12 protein-coding genes and 4 pseudogenes are annotated in these 15,809 nt (G+C 60.7%); 10 read left to right on the top strand and 6 right to left on the bottom strand.

Annotated features, from left to right (window positions below; translation table 11 throughout):
- Positions 1-15: 15 nt before the first annotated feature.
- A complete protein-coding gene (locus ACA051_RS19330) occupies positions 16-1,125 on the bottom strand; it encodes a 2-aminoethylphosphonate--pyruvate transaminase (RefSeq protein ID WP_497371462.1) in 1,110 nt (369 codons plus the stop codon).
- Positions 1,126-1,240: 115 nt separating this feature from the next.
- On the opposite strand from ACA051_RS19330, the gene ACA051_RS19325 reads away from it, so the two are divergent.
- The 3 genes and pseudogenes from ACA051_RS19325 to ACA051_RS19315 form a co-directional block, all read left to right on the top strand.
- Positions 1,241-2,104: a LysR substrate-binding domain-containing protein gene (locus ACA051_RS19325; protein WP_497371460.1), complete on the top strand. Its 864-nt coding sequence runs from the start codon at positions 1,241-1,243 to the stop codon at positions 2,102-2,104.
- A gap of 170 nt (positions 2,105-2,274) precedes the next feature.
- Positions 2,275-2,898: pseudogene (locus ACA051_RS19320) on the top strand (MFS transporter); the annotation flags it as partial.
- Positions 2,899-3,034: 136 nt separating this feature from the next.
- A pseudogene (locus ACA051_RS19315) lies at positions 3,035-3,187 on the top strand (FAD-dependent oxidoreductase); the annotation flags it as partial.
- On the opposite strand, the gene ACA051_RS19310 reads toward ACA051_RS19315, so the two are convergent.
- Entirely contained in the window at positions 3,188-4,516 is a 1,329-nt protein-coding gene (locus ACA051_RS19310; RefSeq protein ID WP_497303975.1) for a type VI secretion system Vgr family protein, read from the bottom strand. It lies immediately after the preceding pseudogene.
- Positions 4,517-4,747: 231 nt separating this feature from the next.
- On the opposite strand from ACA051_RS19310, the gene ACA051_RS19305 reads away from it, so the two are divergent.
- Positions 4,748-5,455 carry a YebC/PmpR family DNA-binding transcriptional regulator gene (locus tag ACA051_RS19305; RefSeq protein WP_497303973.1) on the top strand — a complete coding sequence of 236 codons (708 nt, stop codon included), beginning with the start codon at positions 4,748-4,750 and terminating at the stop codon, positions 5,453-5,455.
- A 135-nt stretch (positions 5,456-5,590) separates the two neighbouring features.
- Here ACA051_RS19305 and ACA051_RS19300 read toward each other — a convergent pair whose 3' ends face one another.
- Positions 5,591-6,907: a leucine-rich repeat-containing protein kinase family protein gene (locus ACA051_RS19300; protein ID WP_497371458.1), complete on the bottom strand. Its 1,317-nt coding sequence runs from the start codon at positions 6,905-6,907 to the stop codon at positions 5,591-5,593.
- A gap of 290 nt (positions 6,908-7,197) precedes the next feature.
- Positions 7,198-7,920: pseudogene (locus ACA051_RS19295) on the bottom strand (extracellular solute-binding protein); the annotation flags it as partial.
- On the opposite strand from ACA051_RS19295, the pseudogene ACA051_RS19290 reads away from it, so the two are divergent.
- Positions 7,919-8,622, top strand: a pseudogene (locus ACA051_RS19290) (IclR family transcriptional regulator); the annotation flags it as partial. The pseudogenes ACA051_RS19295 and ACA051_RS19290 sit on opposite strands and share 2 nt — an antisense overlap.
- A gap of 133 nt (positions 8,623-8,755) precedes the next feature.
- Here the strand turns inward: ACA051_RS19290 and ACA051_RS19285 are convergent.
- Positions 8,756-9,508 (bottom strand): anti-sigma factor family protein, encoded by a 753-nt coding sequence (locus ACA051_RS19285; RefSeq protein WP_497303969.1) that lies wholly within the window; start codon positions 9,506-9,508, stop codon positions 8,756-8,758.
- Positions 9,505-10,011, bottom strand: a complete 507-nt coding sequence (locus ACA051_RS19280) for an RNA polymerase sigma factor (protein WP_497303967.1) — start codon at positions 10,009-10,011, stop codon at positions 9,505-9,507. The genes ACA051_RS19285 and ACA051_RS19280 overlap by 4 nt, the downstream gene beginning before the upstream one ends.
- A gap of 267 nt (positions 10,012-10,278) precedes the next feature.
- On the opposite strand from ACA051_RS19280, the gene ACA051_RS19275 reads away from it, so the two are divergent.
- The 5 genes from ACA051_RS19275 to ACA051_RS19255 all read left to right on the top strand — a co-directional run bounded on the left by ACA051_RS19275 (position 10,279) and on the right by ACA051_RS19255 (position 15,786).
- Complete coding sequence (locus ACA051_RS19275) at positions 10,279-11,886, top strand: amino acid adenylation domain-containing protein (protein ID WP_497371456.1); 1,608 nt, start codon at positions 10,279-10,281, stop codon at positions 11,884-11,886.
- Positions 11,883-13,208, top strand: coding sequence for an FNR domain-containing protein (locus tag ACA051_RS19270; protein WP_497371454.1), 1,326 nt, complete (start codon positions 11,883-11,885; stop codon positions 13,206-13,208). Before ACA051_RS19275 ends, ACA051_RS19270 begins: the two co-directional genes overlap by 4 nt.
- A 49-nt stretch (positions 13,209-13,257) precedes the next feature.
- On the top strand, positions 13,258-14,022 hold the full coding sequence (locus tag ACA051_RS19265; RefSeq protein ID WP_497303962.1) for an enoyl-CoA hydratase-related protein: 765 nt from the start codon (positions 13,258-13,260) through the stop codon (positions 14,020-14,022).
- Positions 14,023-14,143: 121 nt separating this feature from the next.
- Entirely contained in the window at positions 14,144-15,244 is a 1,101-nt protein-coding gene (locus ACA051_RS19260; RefSeq protein WP_497371452.1) for a catalase family peroxidase, read from the top strand.
- Positions 15,241-15,786, top strand: coding sequence for a cytochrome b (locus tag ACA051_RS19255; RefSeq protein WP_403104677.1), 546 nt, complete (start codon positions 15,241-15,243; stop codon positions 15,784-15,786). Before ACA051_RS19260 ends, ACA051_RS19255 begins: the two co-directional genes overlap by 4 nt.
- The last annotated feature ends 23 nt before the right edge of the window (positions 15,787-15,809 follow it).

The raw sequence follows: 15,809 nt of genomic DNA, 5'->3' as shown, positions 1-15,809 counted from the left end.
GCGGTGTCTGCTCATTCAGATATCGAGGACTTCCATCTCGCGCAGCACTTCGGCGACCGCTACCACGGCCGCGTGCATCTCGGCCTGATTGACGTGTCCGATGCAGCCGACGCGGAAGGTTTCGACCTGGGTCAATTTGCCGGGGTAGAGGATGAAACCCTTGGCCTTGACGCGTTCGTAGAATTCCTTGAACTGGTAGCGCGGGTCTTTCGGCGCGTGGAACGTGACAATGATCGGCGCCTGGATTGCGGCGGGCAGGAAGCTGCGCAGTCCCAGTCTGGCCATGTCATCGAGCAGCACCTGGCAGTTATTGGCGTAGCGCTGATGCCGCGCCGGCAAACCGCCTTCTTCGTTGTATTGCAGCAGGGCTTCGTGCAGCGCGGCGACCACATGGGTCGGCGGCGTGAAGCGCCATTGGCCGGTCTTGGCCATGTAGGTGTGCTGATCGAAAAGGTCCATCGCCAGTGAGTGGGAGTTACCGGCGGCATTGGCTAGCGCTTCTTTGCGAGCGAAGACGAAACCCATGCCCGGCACGCCTTCCAGGCATTTGCCCGAAGCGGCGATCAGCGCGTCGAAGGGCACTTGTTGCGCATCGATCGGCAGCGCGCCGAAGGAGCTCATGGCGTCGATGATCAGGTGTTTGCCGTGTTGCGCAATGACGTGGGCAATCTCCGGCAGCGGGTTGAGGATGCCGGTGCTGGTTTCGCAGTGAATCAGCGCAACGTGGGTAATGCTGGCGTCGGCGTGCAGCAGACGGTCGACGTCGGCAGCGGTGGTTGGTTCGTCTTCGGCGGTTTCGAAGGTGCTGAAGGAGCGGCCGAGCACTTCGCAGATTTTCGCCAGGCGTTTGCCGTAGGCACCGTTGATCAGCACCAGCACTTTGCCGTCGCGGGGCACCAACGTACCGATGGCAGCTTCGACCGCGAACGTGCCGCTGCCTTGCAAGGGCACGCAGTGGTGGCTGTCGCCGCCGTTGAGGATGGCCAGCAATTGCTCGCACAGGCTGGCGGTCAGTTGATTGAAGCGGTCATCCCATGAACCCCAGTCGACCATCATCGCCTGACGGGTGCGGGCCGATGTGGTCAGTGGGCCGGGGGTGAGCAGGATTGGCTCGGCAGTGCTCATTCTTGTGTCCTCGCAAAAGCTCTCTGTGGGATGAAGCTACGGGACATAAATTGCAATTTCGGGTGCTATCAATCAAATTGTTTGTTGTTATGCCAGCCATCAGTGAGAGTTATCCATGAACCTATTCCAGCTTCGAGCCTTCGACGCCGTGGCCCGCGAAGGCAGCTTCACCCGTGCGGCCGAGCGGCTGTTCATCAGCCAACCAGCGGTCACCGGTCACATCAAGGCTTTGGAGGAGCATTACCAAATCACCTTGCTGCGCCGCACCGCGCGACGGGTGGAGCTGACAGAGGAGGGCACCAAGCTGGCGGCGATCACCCGGGCGATGTTCGGCCTGGTCGAAGAAGCGCAGGTGCTGCTGGAAGCGAATCGTCAATTGCTGACCGGGCGCCTGGAAGTGGCGGCGGACGGTCCGCACATGGTGATGCCGATGCTGGCCAGCCTGCGGGCGCGGTATCCGGGAATTACGGTGAATCTGCGCTTGGGCAATGCTCAGGAAACGCTCGGGGCGTTATTGTCCGAGCATGCCGACGTGGCGGTGTTGACCGAGGTCGAGCCGCGCAAAGGGCTGCATCTGCAAGCGTTGAGCGAATCACGGATTTGCGCGCTGGTGCCGGAAAGTCATCCCTGGGCCAAGGCGTCCAAGGGCGTGAAGCTCAAGGAGCTGGATCAAGTGATCATGGTCTTGCGGGAACCGAGTTCGATCACCCGACGGACGTTCGATGAAGCCTGCGTGAGCGCGTCGGTTAATCCCAGGGTGTTGCTGGAGCTGGACAGTCGCGAGGCGGTGACCGAGGCCGTGGCGGCCGAGTTGGGCGTTGGCGTGGTGTCGTCGGTGGAGGTCAGCCACGACCCGCGGGTGGCGGCGGTGCCGATTATTGGTGAAGGGTTGGTTAACCGGCACATGATCGGGTGCATGGAACGGCGGCGGGATTTGCGTTTGATCCGGGCGTTTTTCGAGTTGGCGCCCGTAAGGTAAACCGCGGCGCGGCCATCGCGAGCAGGCTCGCTCCCACAGGGATTTTGTGAACGCTGGAGATCCAATGTGGGAGTGAGCCTGCTCGCGATGAGGCCGGCCCTGTCTACACAAGACTCTCGCGAACCATCTCCAGAAACGTCGCCACCACCCGCCGAGAACTCTGCTCGCGCAAGCACACCACAGTGCTGGTATTGGGCCTGGCGTATTTCCTGTTGAAACCGGCGCGCTAAGCGATTCTGCTCTGGGGGCCGGTGATCGTCTTCGAGCAAATGCCCTCGGTGGGCAAGGTGGGCGCGGCGATCATTCCCACTGCGTTCGAGCTGGCCGGGTTGCTTGGGCCGATCCTGCTCGGCTCGGACAAGCTGTTCGGCGCCCGGCGCATGCCGGCCTGCGTGATCAGTCTGTTGGCACTGACCGTTTCCCTGGCGTTGTTCATGGGCGCTCTGCACACCGGCAGCGTCTTGTTAATGGTGGCGCTGCTGTTCGTCATGGGCCTGACCCTGTACGGACCGGATTCGATGATCAGCGGTGCGGCAGCGATTGATTTCGGCACCGCCAAGGCGGGCGCCACGGCCGCCGGGTTCGTCAACGGTTGCGGCTCGGTCGGGGCGATTCTCGGCGGATTGCTGCCGGGCTACTTCGACTCGATCACTGTGTTCATCGTCTTCGCCGGCTGCGCATTGTTCTGCGCCCTGGTGCTGATCCCCCACTGGAACAGCCGTCCGGCGGGTCTGCGCGTCGAAAGCGCTTTCGTGCCGAACCAGGCAATGACCGTAAAACCCCTGCGTACCTGAGGAGTAACCGATGATACCTTTCTGGCTGGAACAGGCGCCGGGTCGCCTTGCAACTGGGCGTGAGGATTCACGAGAACACGGCGATGACCGGGCTTGATGAAGGACGGCCTGCGGGGATTCAACCCCCCCAACGGTACCGCCAGAGCCGATTCGTTACCTCGGCTCGCTGATGGTGCGCAACGCCATCCGCTGCAAGGAGCGCGCCGAGGATCACGGGCGCCGGCCGCGGCATCTGGATGGGCGTCTGGCCAGGTTCGCAGCGGCGGCAGGCAAGGCAGGCAAGGGCTGATCAGTCCGGACGGTTGACCAGCCAATCCAGCAACAGGCGTCCATCGCTGCGTGGCTGTCGAGCGCATCGAGGCGATGGCGGGTTGCTCGCCGTCGCACACAGCACCGGGCGATCCGGGTCGCTGTCGAGAAAACTGATCAGTACGTCGGTGCCGGCGAGCGGCAGCCAGGACGGATCGACCCGACCGTCCGGCGCGGCGAGGGCCACGGGAAGCCAGAGGCCGGTGGAGTCCTCGTCGTCGACCTGTGCGGTGGGCCACAACCGGACCTCAATCCGCCCTTGATCATCCAGCACCGCAGGTTGCCCGACAGGGCCCAGCACTCGCGCCTTCTGATAACCCGGAATGCTCGGTCTGGCCTGTGTGAGCGCTGGCCGGAACACCGTGGACCACGGAATTGCACTGAACTGATTGCTGTAACGCTGGACCCTGTCGGTGGTGTCTTCGGCGAGAATCGACGGCTGTTGGCCCTGATGCCGGACCTCGGTCAGCAGCCATTGATCGTTGAAGTTCGGGATGGGGTGTTCCGACACTTGCACGATGCATCCACTGCGCATGTCACGGTGATTGCTTTGCCCCTGTATCTGCCGATGGCGGCAGCGCAGGCGTTCAAGCGATCGACGGCTCGACTGCTCACGCTGGAGCTGTTGCGGCGCAGGCGATGCGGTGAGTGGGGGCGAGGCGTGGCGCTGGAACAACTCACTGATCACCGGCGTGCTCGTGCGATCAGACGCGTCGTCGTAAAAAGGCATCAACAGCGGTTCCTGTGGAAAGCTCAGGCTGTCATCGGCCAGCACCAGCACATGGCCGTCGCGCTGATGTTCGAAGTGATAGTGGATGCCTTCTTCTTCGCAGAGCCGTTGCACGAAGGCCAGGTCGGTCTCATCAAACTGAATGCAAAACGGTCGTACCGGGTAGCGCCCGTTCGGCAGTTCAAAACGGTAGCTGTCTTCGGGGATCGCATTTTCGGCGAGCAACTGGCGCAGAATCGCGGGGACGCCGAGCTGATGAAATACCCGACGGCAGGGGTGCCGGTCGAGTTGTTGCAGCCACGGCACCAATATCAGGTGGTAGCCGACCCGGTGCGGGCCACGATACTCCCGGCTGGCGGTGTGCAGGATGCCATGAATGCCGGTGTCATCCCCCAGGCTCAGGAACGCCGGCAGCTGCAACAACCGCTCAAGATTCATGGCCGGTGCCAGGCCGATCACTTCGATCTCGAAACGATAAGGCTGGTTGAGACTTTCTCGGCCACTGAACTGCAACACCTGCAGACTCAAACTACTGTCCAGGAGGGTCAGGGTGTAGGGACTTTCCTTGTCGTTGTGCATCGAACGCGCTTCTGCCACGGAATATGGGCGCAGAGGGTACGGAACCACGGCCCTTAATAGTCACCGCAAACCGACTTTTCAGAATCGTCCTACAACGGTCAGTGACGATGTCGATGGGGCATGCCGGTGAACCGCGTGGATTTTTTGGTCGATTGCCAACTTTAGGCCGTATAAACTTGCACAAAGCGTCGGCCAATAGATGTCTCGGCGCCTCAGATAAGAGAGTGAGTAATGGGCGCACAGTGGAAGGTTAAACACAAAGAAGCGGCATCTAACGCCAAGGGCAAGATCTTCGGCAAACTGGTGAAAGAAATCACCATTGCTGCGCGTAACGGTGCCGATACTGCCACCAACGCACACCTGCGCCTTGTGGTCGAGCAGGCCAAGAAAGCCTCGATGCCCAAGGAAACCCTGGATCGCGCGATCAAGAAAGGCGCGGGCCTGTTGGGCGAAACCGTGCAATACCATCGCGTGACGTATGAAGGCTTCGCTCCGCATCAGGTGCCGCTGATCGTTGAATGCGTGACCGACAACATCAACCGCACCGTCGCGGAAATCCGCGTGGCCTTCCGCAAGGGCCAATTGGGTGCTTCCGGTTCGGTGGCGTGGGACTTCAACCATGTCGGCATGATCGAAGCGTCCCCGGACAGCCCGGACGCCGATCCGGAGATGGCCGCGATCGAAGCCGGAGCCCAGGATTTCGAGCCCGGTGATGAAGAGGGCACCACCCTGTTCCTGACCGAGCCTGCGGACCTGGACGCCGTTCAGAAAGCGCTGCCTGAGCAAAGTTTTACCGTGTTGTCGGCCAAGTTGGGTTATCAGCCGAAAAACCCGGTGAGCGGTTTGAGCGATGAGCAGATGGCTGAAGTCGAGGCGTTCCTGGAAGGCCTCGATAACCATGATGATGTGCAGGATATGTTTGTGGGTTTGGCGGGTTAAGCCGAACCGGTTCTGATTTTCTTTGTGGCGAGGGAGCTTGCTCCCGCTCGGGTGCGCAGCAGCCGTCGCTTGGGACGGCTCCGCCGTCCAGCGGGAGCAAGCCCCCTCGCCACAGGTTTTGTATTTGCCTTTAACTCAGTTGGAGGCAGCTAAGTCCTGTCCTATCTCACTGAACCCCGGCCGCGCCAACACCTGTGGTTGACAGCAACGCTGCTGCAACGCCTCCAGCCGCCCCCGTCCGTCATCACTCAACCCCGAGTCGATCCGCTCCAGCAACTCCCCCAGCAAAACCCCGAACGCCCGCACCTCAATGCGTTGCAGCGCACGGCTTTCAAGGCTGTCGCATGTCGCATGGAAAGACGCCGCGCCAAAGTCCCCCAACAGGCAATCACCGTGTTCGTTCCACAAAATGTTGTGGCCGTAGAGATCTCCGTGAGTGATGCCTTGGCGGTGCAAATGCTCGGCCACCGAGGCGATGCCGCGGGCCATACGCAGCGCTACGTCCGCACTGAAACGAGTGCCATCGGCATAGACGTCACGTGTACAGGACGCAAGGCTCGGCAGCCCGGCCAGGTTGCGATAACTCGGGTCGATCAGTTGCATCACCAACCCGGCCTGCCGTTCGGGATGCCCGACGACTCGGCCTTCGACCCGGATCAGATTGGGGTGAATACCGGCGGTGATGCAGGCGTTCATTTCGTGCAGCGGTGACCCATCGCTGGTCATTTCGCCTTTGTAGAGTTTGACCGCTACCTGGGTGGCCGGTTGACCCGGTTGCTCCCACGCCGCCCGATGAATCACTCCCGAAGCACCTTCGCCCAGTTGGTGCTCCAGGCGCAGTTCGGACCACGCGATACTCGCCGTGGCATCGAGGGCCGCCGCATCGGCCTCGGTTTCCAGCGGGTTACCGGCATACGCCAGCCAGGTCAGGCTTGGCAGGGTCAGCAGCCAATCGGGCAGCTCAGTCAGTTGATTGGCGGCGATGCGGATCAGCTCGAGTCGATGACATTGGCTCAGACTTTCGGGCAAGCGCTGCAAGCGATTGCCGGCAAGCATGAGTTTTTGCAGGTGTGGACGTTGACCCAACTCTGCGGGCAGTTCACGCAGGCGGTTATCGGTCAGGATCAGCCAACGCAGAAACGGCGGCAACGCAGCGGCGGGTACCGTCTCGATGGCATTGGCCTTGAAACCGATCATCGTCAGCGCAGTGCATCGGCCGAGGCACGCGGGCAGTTCGGTGAACCGGTTGTCCGAGCAAAACAGCACGCGCAAACGGGTCAGGCGATGCAGGTCATCCGGCAGGCGACTCAAGGCGTTGCCGCTGAGGTTGAGTACTTCCAGCGTGTCCGCCAGATCGAAGATTTCTCGCGGAAATTCGGTCAGATCGCAGGCCAGATCCAAACGGGTGATACCTGTCAGTTGACCGGCGCGCAGTTGGGCGAGGGTATCCATGGGCGGGTTCGCTATTGATCGAGGGGAGGGCGCGAGGCCCTGGAAATGGGCGACATGATAGCGGGAAAGGTGTGCGGTCTGTGAGGCCGCCTTCGCGAGCAGGCTAGCTACCACAGTTGACCGGGTTGCCTGGGCGGACTCGATCTGATGTGGGAGCGCAGTCGTAAAATCAGAAGTTGCGGTGCGCCAGGCAATCCGCATTTCTGGATTTACGACTGCTTCTCAGCCGAACTGGGATAAACCCCCTCGCCACAAGGCAACTACCAGGGCGTGTGTCATTGCGGCGATATCTATCGCTCGATACTGCGATTCCACCGCGCATTCCACGCCGGGCGCTGTTCGTTGACCGGATCCCAGCCAATGGCAATCGCGGTGGTCAGGTACTGCTTCATCGCCTCGACCTGACCGCGCGTCTTGTCGGTGGTCGGCGTATTCGGGTTGGACGGGATCTGGTCGCCATCCTCAAGTGCGGCGGCCTGAGCTTCAGGCGTCAGCAAAAACGCAGCGAGTTTCTGCGCCAGTTCCGGTTGAGTGTTGTTGGCAATGGTGCACTCGGCCACGTTGAGCACCACGAAGCCTTCCTTGGGCTGTGCATATTCCACCGGCATGCCTTTGAGTTTCAGCGCGGTGACTTGGGTTGGGGTCAGCGGGAACAGCGCGGCTTCGTCGGTCTGGAGCATTTCGGAAATCTTCGCCGAGCTCGGAATGTATTCCAGCACGTTGCGCCCGACGGTGTTCGGCCAGGCCTTGAACCCCGGCTCGACGTCGATTTCGCTGCCGCCCTGAATCCGGTTGAACATCAGGAAGCCATGCAAACCGAAGGTCGACGAGGCCATCGACTGGAACACCAGTTTGTCCTTGAAGCGCGGGTCGGCCATGTCCATCCACGAGATCGGCGCGGCCCAACCTTTCTCCTTGAACAGACGCGTGTTGTACGCCAGCCCGGTCACGCCAAGGCTGACCGCCACCGCTTGATCCTTGATGCGACCCTTGGCCGGAATCTGCGCCAGTGGCCTGTCGCAACCGACCACGCACCGCTTGTTGCGCAGCCTGATGGACGAAGGCATGGTCGAACAGGACGCACGCAGCAAACGCTATCGCCTGAGCCTGGATTTTTTTGCGTTGGCGGCGCGGGCCGGTAACACCGGGAATCTGCGCGAACTGGTGCGACCATCGTTGCTGCGACTGTCGGCTTCGTTGGGGGATTCGTTGTTTTTACTGGCGCGCAGCGGGTTTGATGCGATCTGCCTGGACCGCAGTGAAGGGCCGTTTCCGATCCACACCTTTACCGGCGATATCGGTGGGCGGGTGGCGCTTGGCGTCGGCCAGGGCAGGGCAGTCTGGCGATTCTGGCGTTTCTGCCTGAAGAAGAGCGCGATACGGTGATCCATTACAACTTGCCGCGGCTCAAGGATTTCCACCTGTACGACGAAGTGTTCCTGCGCTCGGAAGTCGAGAATGTGCGCACGCTGGGTTATGCCGGGTGCAACACCGGTGTGCTGCAAGGCATGGCCGGTGTCGCGGTGCCGATTCTGGATCGCGAAGGGCGAGCGGTGGCCGCGTTGAGCGTGGCCACGGTGAGTGATCGCCTGGGCCCGGATCGTTTGCCGACGGTGGTGGAGATGCTCAAGCGCGAAGCGGCGCTGATCGGGCCGCGGATCAATCCGTTTGATCCGCTGCTGCGAAGGCCTTCGCAGGTGTTCGGGCAGGGTTGAGCACATTCTCCAAATAACCGCCGACCCCCAAGGAGCTCGCCTGCTCGCGATAGCGGAGTGTCAGTCGATATTGATGGTGCCTGACACTCCGCATTCGCGAGCAGGCTCGCTTCTACAGGGGATTGGGGTGGTGTCAGAACTGGGTGGTTTGTTTGAGCCTCTGCGCCGCCGGCGTATCGGCGGGGCTGACCATCGCATAGTTGTAGCCGGCGCCGGACCAATACTCGGCCTGCAACTCGCCATCGCTGCGACTGCCCCGAGGCAGCAGGTTGTTTTTCGGTCCTGGTGGTCGCACGTAGAAGCTGATCTTGTGCCCGCCCTGGTCTTCGTAAACCACCATCGCCGCCGGCCCTTGCTCGGTGCTGAGCAAGCGGCCGCTGACTGGCTTATAACCCGAATCCGTCAGGTCCGGCAGACGATTGGCGTGGGTGAAATAACGGTCGAGCCAGGCCTGCATGTCACCGTCGTCGCCGACCTTGTAATCGGCCGGCAGAATGCCTTGCTGGGCGATCAAGCGGTAAGCCTGCATGGCATCGGTCATCGGCGGTGGCGCGCTGACCAGTGTCATTTCCCGCGCCTGCCAGCCGCTCAGTCCACCGACGCTGACGGCGATCAAGAGCACCGCGGCGCTGGCCAGATGACGGCGGGACTGGCGTTTGATCCGCTGGCGAATCAGCGCCGGGTCGAGGTCCGGGTTGGCCGTGTACTGCAACGCACCGCTCATGGCCGCGCGCAGTTGCTGGGCGTCCTGCTGCCAGGCGCGCAGCTGCGCGGCGGCTTGAGGGTTGCTGGCGAGGTAAGTCTCGACCAGGCGTCGGTCGGCGTCATTGAGTTGATGATCGACGTAGGCGTGCAGGTCGCGTTCGCTCGGGGGCATGCTGATCATTTGAGTATCCGCAGAGAAGGGCTGGTGATTTCGCCGTCGCTGAGTTGGCGCAGGGCCTGACGGGCGCGGGACAGGCGCGACATCACGGTGCCGGTCGGGACGTCGAGAATCTCGGCGACCTCTTTATAACTCAAACCTTCCACCGACACCCAGAGCAGCAGCGCGCGCTGTTCGGTGGTGAGCTGGTCGAAGGCTTGCAGGGTGGATTGGGCAATCACGGTGCGCTCTACCGAGGGCTGGGCATCGTCACGGCCGGTAAAGAATTCGAGCATCCGCGCATAACGCCGGGAACGTCGATGAGCGTCGAGAAACTGCCGATAAAGAATCGAAAACAGCCAGGCACGCAAGTCGCCCTCGGGGCGTTTGTCGCCCCAACTCGACAGGGCGCGCTCCAGGCTCGATTGCACCAGATCGTCCGCGCTGCTGGGATTGCGTGTCAACGACACGGCAAAACGCCGAAGCCTGGGAATTATTTCACGCAACTGTTCGTCGATTTCGTTCATGGAAAAGGGCGTGTCTCTGTCATTGAAGGGCGGCAGTGACAAGGAAGACGCCGGCTACTGCAGATTATTCCCTCTGCCGGAAAAGAAAATCCCATGGTTAATTTCTGTAGGACATTTCTCTAATAGTTGTAATCGATGTAATGGCATCAAGCGTCGCGGCTCAACCCTCGTAGCAAGCGCAAACGGCATTCAGCCCCGCCTTATTAACAGGCTCGGCAGAACCGTCCGAACGTGAGCTTTCACATTGAGCCCGATGAGATTTTTGATATGCAAGAGCGCGCAATCACCCTGAAACCGGCGTTGGTCTATTCCTCGTTCCCTGCGTCCCCTGTTGATCAGGATCGTTGGCAGCCATTCGGTCATGGGCCGACGGTTACACCGACGTATTCCTTGATCCATCACGCAATTGAAGCGCAAGCCGCGACCCACCCTCAAGCTGTTGCGGCCCATTGGCTGGGTGAAAGCATTACCTACAACGAGTTGAACAGGCAGGCCAATCGGCTGGCTGCGCTGTTAATCAGCCAAGGCGTAAAACCAGGCGATCACGTTGCTTTGTTTGTAGAACGCTCGATCCCCATGCTGGTGGGCCTGTTGGCAGTGTTGAAAGCGGGCGCAGCCTACATCCCTCAGCACGTGGGGATTACACCAACCCCACAACTGCGCCATATCATGGAGGTTGGCGCTACACAGGTGGTGCTGACGCTGTCGAGCCTCGAATCACAGCTTCCCCTGACATCGGCGCAGCACTGCATTTGCCTCGATGAGTTCATGAGGTGGCCGTCAACACTATCAGACGATTTGAACGTGGCCGGTTCGCTGTCATCGACCCCGGATCAACTTTGCTTCGTTTTATTCACTTCCGGTACCACCGGGTTACCCAACGGGGTTCGGGTTACCCACCGCAATGTCTGCAGTATTTTGCTGACGGAGCCCGGCAACCTCGGCATGAGACCTGGGATGAAGGTCGGTCAGATTCTGAACATCGCCTTCGATATGGCCGCTTGGGAGATGCTGGGTTGCCTGGCCCATGGCGCGACGTTGATGATCCGTGACAAGGACATTGACCAGACCGCCGGGCAATGCGATGTGTTGATTACCACACCGTCAATTCTCGGCACCCTCGACCCGGCGCGTTGCCAGCAGGTCAAGGTAGTGGCCGTAGCAGGGGAGCCGTGCCCACAACCCCTGGCCGATCGCTGGTCGTCGTTCTGCACTTTTTTCAATGCCTGCGGCCCGACCGAGACCACCATAGTCAACACCATCCAGCGCTACAGGGTTGGTGAGGCCCTGACCATCGGCAAGCCGACGCCCAACAACACCGTGTACGTACTCGATGAATCGGGTCAACCCTGTGCGGTGGGCGAACAAGGGGAGATGTGGGCCGGCGGTGATGGTGTGACGGCAGGTTATCTGGGCAATGCCTCGTTGACCGCCGAACGGTATCGCCTCGATCCATTTCTCGGTCAGGGCCGGATGATGTTTCGCACGCGCGACCTTGGGCGCTGGACGGCACAAGGCGATCTCGAGCACTTGGGGCGCGTCGATGATCAGGTCAAGGTGCGGGGTTTTCGCGTTGAGCTCGATAGTGTTTCAGCAGTACTGGAGTCGTGCGACTCCTGCGAGCGGGCGGTTACGTTGAAACTCGACAATCGCCATCTGGTGGCCTTCGTCAGCCCTGCGACCACGAACATCGATGCGGCGAGACGTCGCTGCGAGGAGCGGCTTGCCTACTATTGCGTGCCTTCGTTGATGATCGCCCTGGACGTTATTCCGCTGACTTCACGGGGGAAAGTCGACAAGCGGCTGCTGCTGGAGCTGGCGTTGGCGCACCAGGCCGAGCTTGGTGCCAACGCCGGACCGAGGGTGATCGCATGAGCGCCCCCAACGGTTTGCCCGCCAAGCGTGCGCTGTGGCGACGACTTGGAACGCTGCCAATGTTCTGCCACTACAACCGCCTTGTGGCGTTGGTACTGATACTCAATGGTGCAGCGCTGGTGCACGGGCTGAATGCCGGGCAATGGTGGACATCCTCCGGTGTTGCCCTGGAAGCGTTAGCTGGGCTGGTGTTGGCGAATCTGTCGATAGCCATTTTGATTCGCCAGCAATACATCATCAATCTGCTGTTCTGGATAGCTACCCGGGCTCCCACCTGTTGGCCGCTGGCAATCCGTCGCTCACTGGCCAAGGTTTATCACTTTGGCGGTCTGCACAGTGGCGCAGCCTTGGCGGCCATTGGTTGGTTCGTGGCGTTAGTCGGTTCATTGAGTTGGCATTGGATGGAGGACCAGGGTGGGGTCTCACTCGCGCTTCTTTGGGTGAACGGCATGCTGCTGGGGGTATTGTTGCTGGTGGCGACCATGGCTCATCCGCGGATTCGCTCACGCTTTCACAATGGGGTCGAGCGAACGCACCGCTTTGGTGGCTGGACGGCGCTCGCGTTGTTCTGGGCATCTACCCTACTGTTTGCCAGGGATCAGAACCCGCAAACGCCGTTGCAGGAAGTGCTGGTAGCGTTCGTGCCATTCTGGATGCTGATGGGGTTGACGTTCAGCATTGCCCTGCCATGGCTGCGGTTGCGCAAGGTGCCGGTGCAAGTGGTCAGGACCTCTTCCCATGCAGTGATTGCCCGGTTCGGGCATGTCACGCCATTTGCAGGTTCGTCCAATGCCATCAGTCTCAATCCGCTTTTGGAATGGCACTCGTTTGCCAATATTCCCACGCCGGGAGAGACCGGTTTCCGCCTGATTATTTCCCGTGCCGGAGACTGGACCGGTGATTTCATCGAGCACTTGCCGACTCACGTCTGGGTCAAAGGCATCACCACCGCAGGCGTTGCTCACATTGAAACCCTGTTCAAGTCGGTGGTGTACATCGCCACCGGTAGCGGTATCGGACCGGTGCTGCCCCATCTGCTGGCCAGACAGGTTCCGATACATCTGATCTGGTCGACCCGCAGTCCACGAAAAACCTATGGGAACGAACTGGTGGAGGAAATCCTGCGGGCCGAGCCCGATGCCCTGATCTGGGACACCGATCTGCTCGGCAAGCCCGACCTGGTGCAACTGGCCTATGACGCGGTTCGAACAACCGGTGCAGAGGCGGTGATCTGCATTTCCAACCAGGCACTGACACAGCGGGTGGTCGAGGAAATGGAAGGGCGGGGCATTGCGGCCTATGGCGCTATCTGGGACTCCTGAGGGGGGGGCGCTGGTCCTTCAAACATTCAAATTATTCAATGAGGCCACTATGTACACACTGATCGAACGTCATGATCGAGTCGTATTGATTCGTCTCAATCGTCCGCACGCCCGTAATGCGCTGAGTTGCGAGGTCATGCGCGAGCTGCTGGACAACCTGCAACGGTTGGACCGGGATCCGAAAGTCGGGTGTTTCGTCATCACCGGAACCGCGGATTTTTTTGCTGCCGGCGCCGATATCAAGGAGATGAGCGAAAAGTCATATCAGGACATGGTCCACGAGGATTTCTTTGCCGAGTGGGAGGCCTTTGCAGCTTTACGGACGCCCAAGCTGGCCGCTGTCGCCGGTTATGCGTTTGGCGGCGGGTGTGAGTTAGCCATGATGTGCGATTTGATCTTTGCTGCCGATACCGCGCGATTTGGCCAGCCGGAAATCAGATTGGGTGTGATGCCTGGAATGGGCGGGACCCAGCGTCTCACGCGTCTGATCGGTAAATCCAAAGCCATGGACATGATCCTGACGGGCCGCTCGATGTCAGCCCGGGAAGCTGAACGGGCAGGGCTGGTGTCAAGAGTGATGGCCGCTCCCGATCTGCTGGAAGAGTCCATGGCTGCGGCGCACACCATTGCCGGTTTCGCCAAAACCGCCACCGTGGCTGCACGCGAAGCAGTTGATCGCGCGTTGGAGCTTGGGTTGCGCGAAGGCCTGCTGTACGAGCGAAGGATGTTCCATGGGTTGTTTGCCACTCCCGCGCAAAAAGAAGGCATGCAGGCTTTTCTGGATAAGCGTGAGGCGTGTTTTAACTCGGAATAACGGATTTGGGCATTCGTCGCTCACCGAGCCTTGAAAGAAACTACAGTTCAGAGGGAATAATCCTACGTGACGCTCGTCTCATAGCTCCTTCCCCCTGTGGCCCATGGCCCTGGAGTCTTTCATGGTTGATCGCTCAACACCGCCAACCGGGCCTCTTCGGCCACCGCTGAGTGCCGCAAGCCTGACGTTACGCCTCGGCGGCATTGCCGTGGTCGTCGCGGCGCTGGCCGGTGCCTTTGCCTACGTCAACGGAACACTCGACCCACAACGCCTGACGCCGAAAGCGTTGATCAATGTGCTGGAAAAAAACAACGGCGTGCACCCGGGATTTCGCCGTAACCATGCCAAGGGCGTGTGCGTGATCGGACATTTTGAAAGCAGTGGCGAGGCGCGCACGTATTCAAGTGCACAAGTCTTCAACGAGCCGCAGACCCCAGTGGTCGGGCGTTTTGCCTTGCCTGCGGGCAATCCTTATGCGCCTGACAGCAGCGTGCCAATCCGCAGCATGGCGCTGCGTTTCACTCAGGCGAACGGCCAGCAATGGCGCACCGGGATGAACAGCATGCCGGTATTCCCGGTGGGCACGCCTGACGCGTTCTATCAATTGCAGCAAGCACAATCGCCGGACCCGGCCACCGGCAAGCCCAATCCTGCGGCGGTTCCGGCGTTCTTTGGAGCTCACCCGGAAGCCGCACCATTCCTGGCCTGGATCAAGACGGCCAAGCCTTCGGCCAGCTATGCGACGGAGACGTACAACAGCGTCAACGCGTTTTACCTGGTGAACGCGGCCGGTCAGCGCCAAGCGGTGCGTTGGAGCATGACACCGATAGCGAAAGATGCCGCGGGTGCCACGGCGCCTGAAGGGGCTGACTTCCTTGAAAAAGACCTGGTTCAGCGGTTGTCCGCCGGGCCGCTGCGTTGGCAGTTGAACTTCACCCTTGCGAACGCCGGTGATCCGGTCAACGACGCCAGCAAGGCTTGGCCTGACGGGCGCAAAGTGGTGAATGCCGGCACCTTGGTGCTTGAACGCACGCAACCGCAACTCGATGGCGAGTGCCGCGACATCAACTACGACCCGCTCGTCTTGCCGGCGGGAATCGAAGGTTCCGACGACCCGTTGCTCGCCGCTCGCTCGGCGGGGTACGCCAGTTCCTATCTGCGCCGCACCAGTGAAGTCAATCAGTTGCCTGCCGCCAACGCTAAACAGGAGGCTCATCAATGAGTGCTCAACCGAATCATTTCGCGCCGTTGGCGCGGCTGCTGCATTGGCTGATGGCGCTGATGATCATTGCAATGCTGTTTATCGGCGCGGGCATGGTGGCCTCGGTGTCCGAGCGGCATGAGTGGTTGATCCATCTGCACAAACCGTTGGGCATTGCGATTCTGTTGCTGGTGATCGTGCGCCTGGTCGTTCGCTTTTCCACTCAGCAGCCACCCTTACCGGCGGATTTGCCCGGTTGGCAGGTGTTGGCGGCGAAGGCTTCGCATGTTTTGTTGTACGTGTTGATGCTGGTTTTGCCGCTGCTGGGCTGGGCGATGATTTCAGCGGCCGGGGATCCGGTGATGCTCAGCAATTCGTTCCAGCTGCCATCGATCCTGCCCGCCAATGCGCAGATGTTTGCGTTTTTGCGCAAGGCTCACGGGTATCTGGCGTACTTGCTGTTCCTGACCGTGTTGCTGCATCTGGCGGCAGCGTTGTTTCACGGCTGGGTGCGACGCGATGAGGTGCTGGACAGCATGTTGCGCGGGAAGGATCGCGGCTGAAGGCATCATGGCTGCATGCCTGG

The sequence above is a fragment of the Pseudomonas sp. LBUM1669 genome (assembly GCF_059695705.1).
The sequence above is the reverse complement of the archived record's forward strand: the minus strand, read 5'-3'. Positions and strand labels throughout refer to the sequence as shown.

What these genes read in the sequence shown, in the direction of transcription:
- ACA051_RS19260 (WP_497371452.1), top strand. Translation starts at nt 14,144, where the DNA reads ATGGTTGATCGCTCAACACCGCCAACCGGGCCTCTTCGGCCACCGCTG.
- ACA051_RS19280 (WP_497303967.1), bottom strand. Translation starts at nt 10,011, where the DNA reads ATGAACGAAATCGACGAACAGTTGCGTGAAATAATTCCCAGGCTTCGG.
- ACA051_RS19325 (WP_497371460.1), top strand. Translation starts at nt 1,241, where the DNA reads ATGAACCTATTCCAGCTTCGAGCCTTCGACGCCGTGGCCCGCGAAGGC.
- ACA051_RS19285 (WP_497303969.1), bottom strand. Translation starts at nt 9,508, where the DNA reads ATGATCAGCATGCCCCCGAGCGAACGCGACCTGCACGCCTACGTCGAT.
- ACA051_RS19305 (WP_497303973.1), top strand. Translation starts at nt 4,748, where the DNA reads ATGGGCGCACAGTGGAAGGTTAAACACAAAGAAGCGGCATCTAACGCC.
- ACA051_RS19310 (WP_497303975.1), bottom strand. Translation starts at nt 4,516, where the DNA reads ATGCACAACGACAAGGAAAGTCCCTACACCCTGACCCTCCTGGACAGT.
- ACA051_RS19275 (WP_497371456.1), top strand. Translation starts at nt 10,279, where the DNA reads ATGCAAGAGCGCGCAATCACCCTGAAACCGGCGTTGGTCTATTCCTCG.
- ACA051_RS19265 (WP_497303962.1), top strand. Translation starts at nt 13,258, where the DNA reads ATGTACACACTGATCGAACGTCATGATCGAGTCGTATTGATTCGTCTC.
- ACA051_RS19300 (WP_497371458.1), bottom strand. Translation starts at nt 6,907, where the DNA reads ATGGATACCCTCGCCCAACTGCGCGCCGGTCAACTGACAGGTATCACC.
- ACA051_RS19270 (WP_497371454.1), top strand. Translation starts at nt 11,883, where the DNA reads ATGAGCGCCCCCAACGGTTTGCCCGCCAAGCGTGCGCTGTGGCGACGA.
- ACA051_RS19255 (WP_403104677.1), top strand. Translation starts at nt 15,241, where the DNA reads ATGAGTGCTCAACCGAATCATTTCGCGCCGTTGGCGCGGCTGCTGCAT.
- ACA051_RS19330 (WP_497371462.1), bottom strand. Translation starts at nt 1,125, where the DNA reads ATGAGCACTGCCGAGCCAATCCTGCTCACCCCCGGCCCACTGACCACA.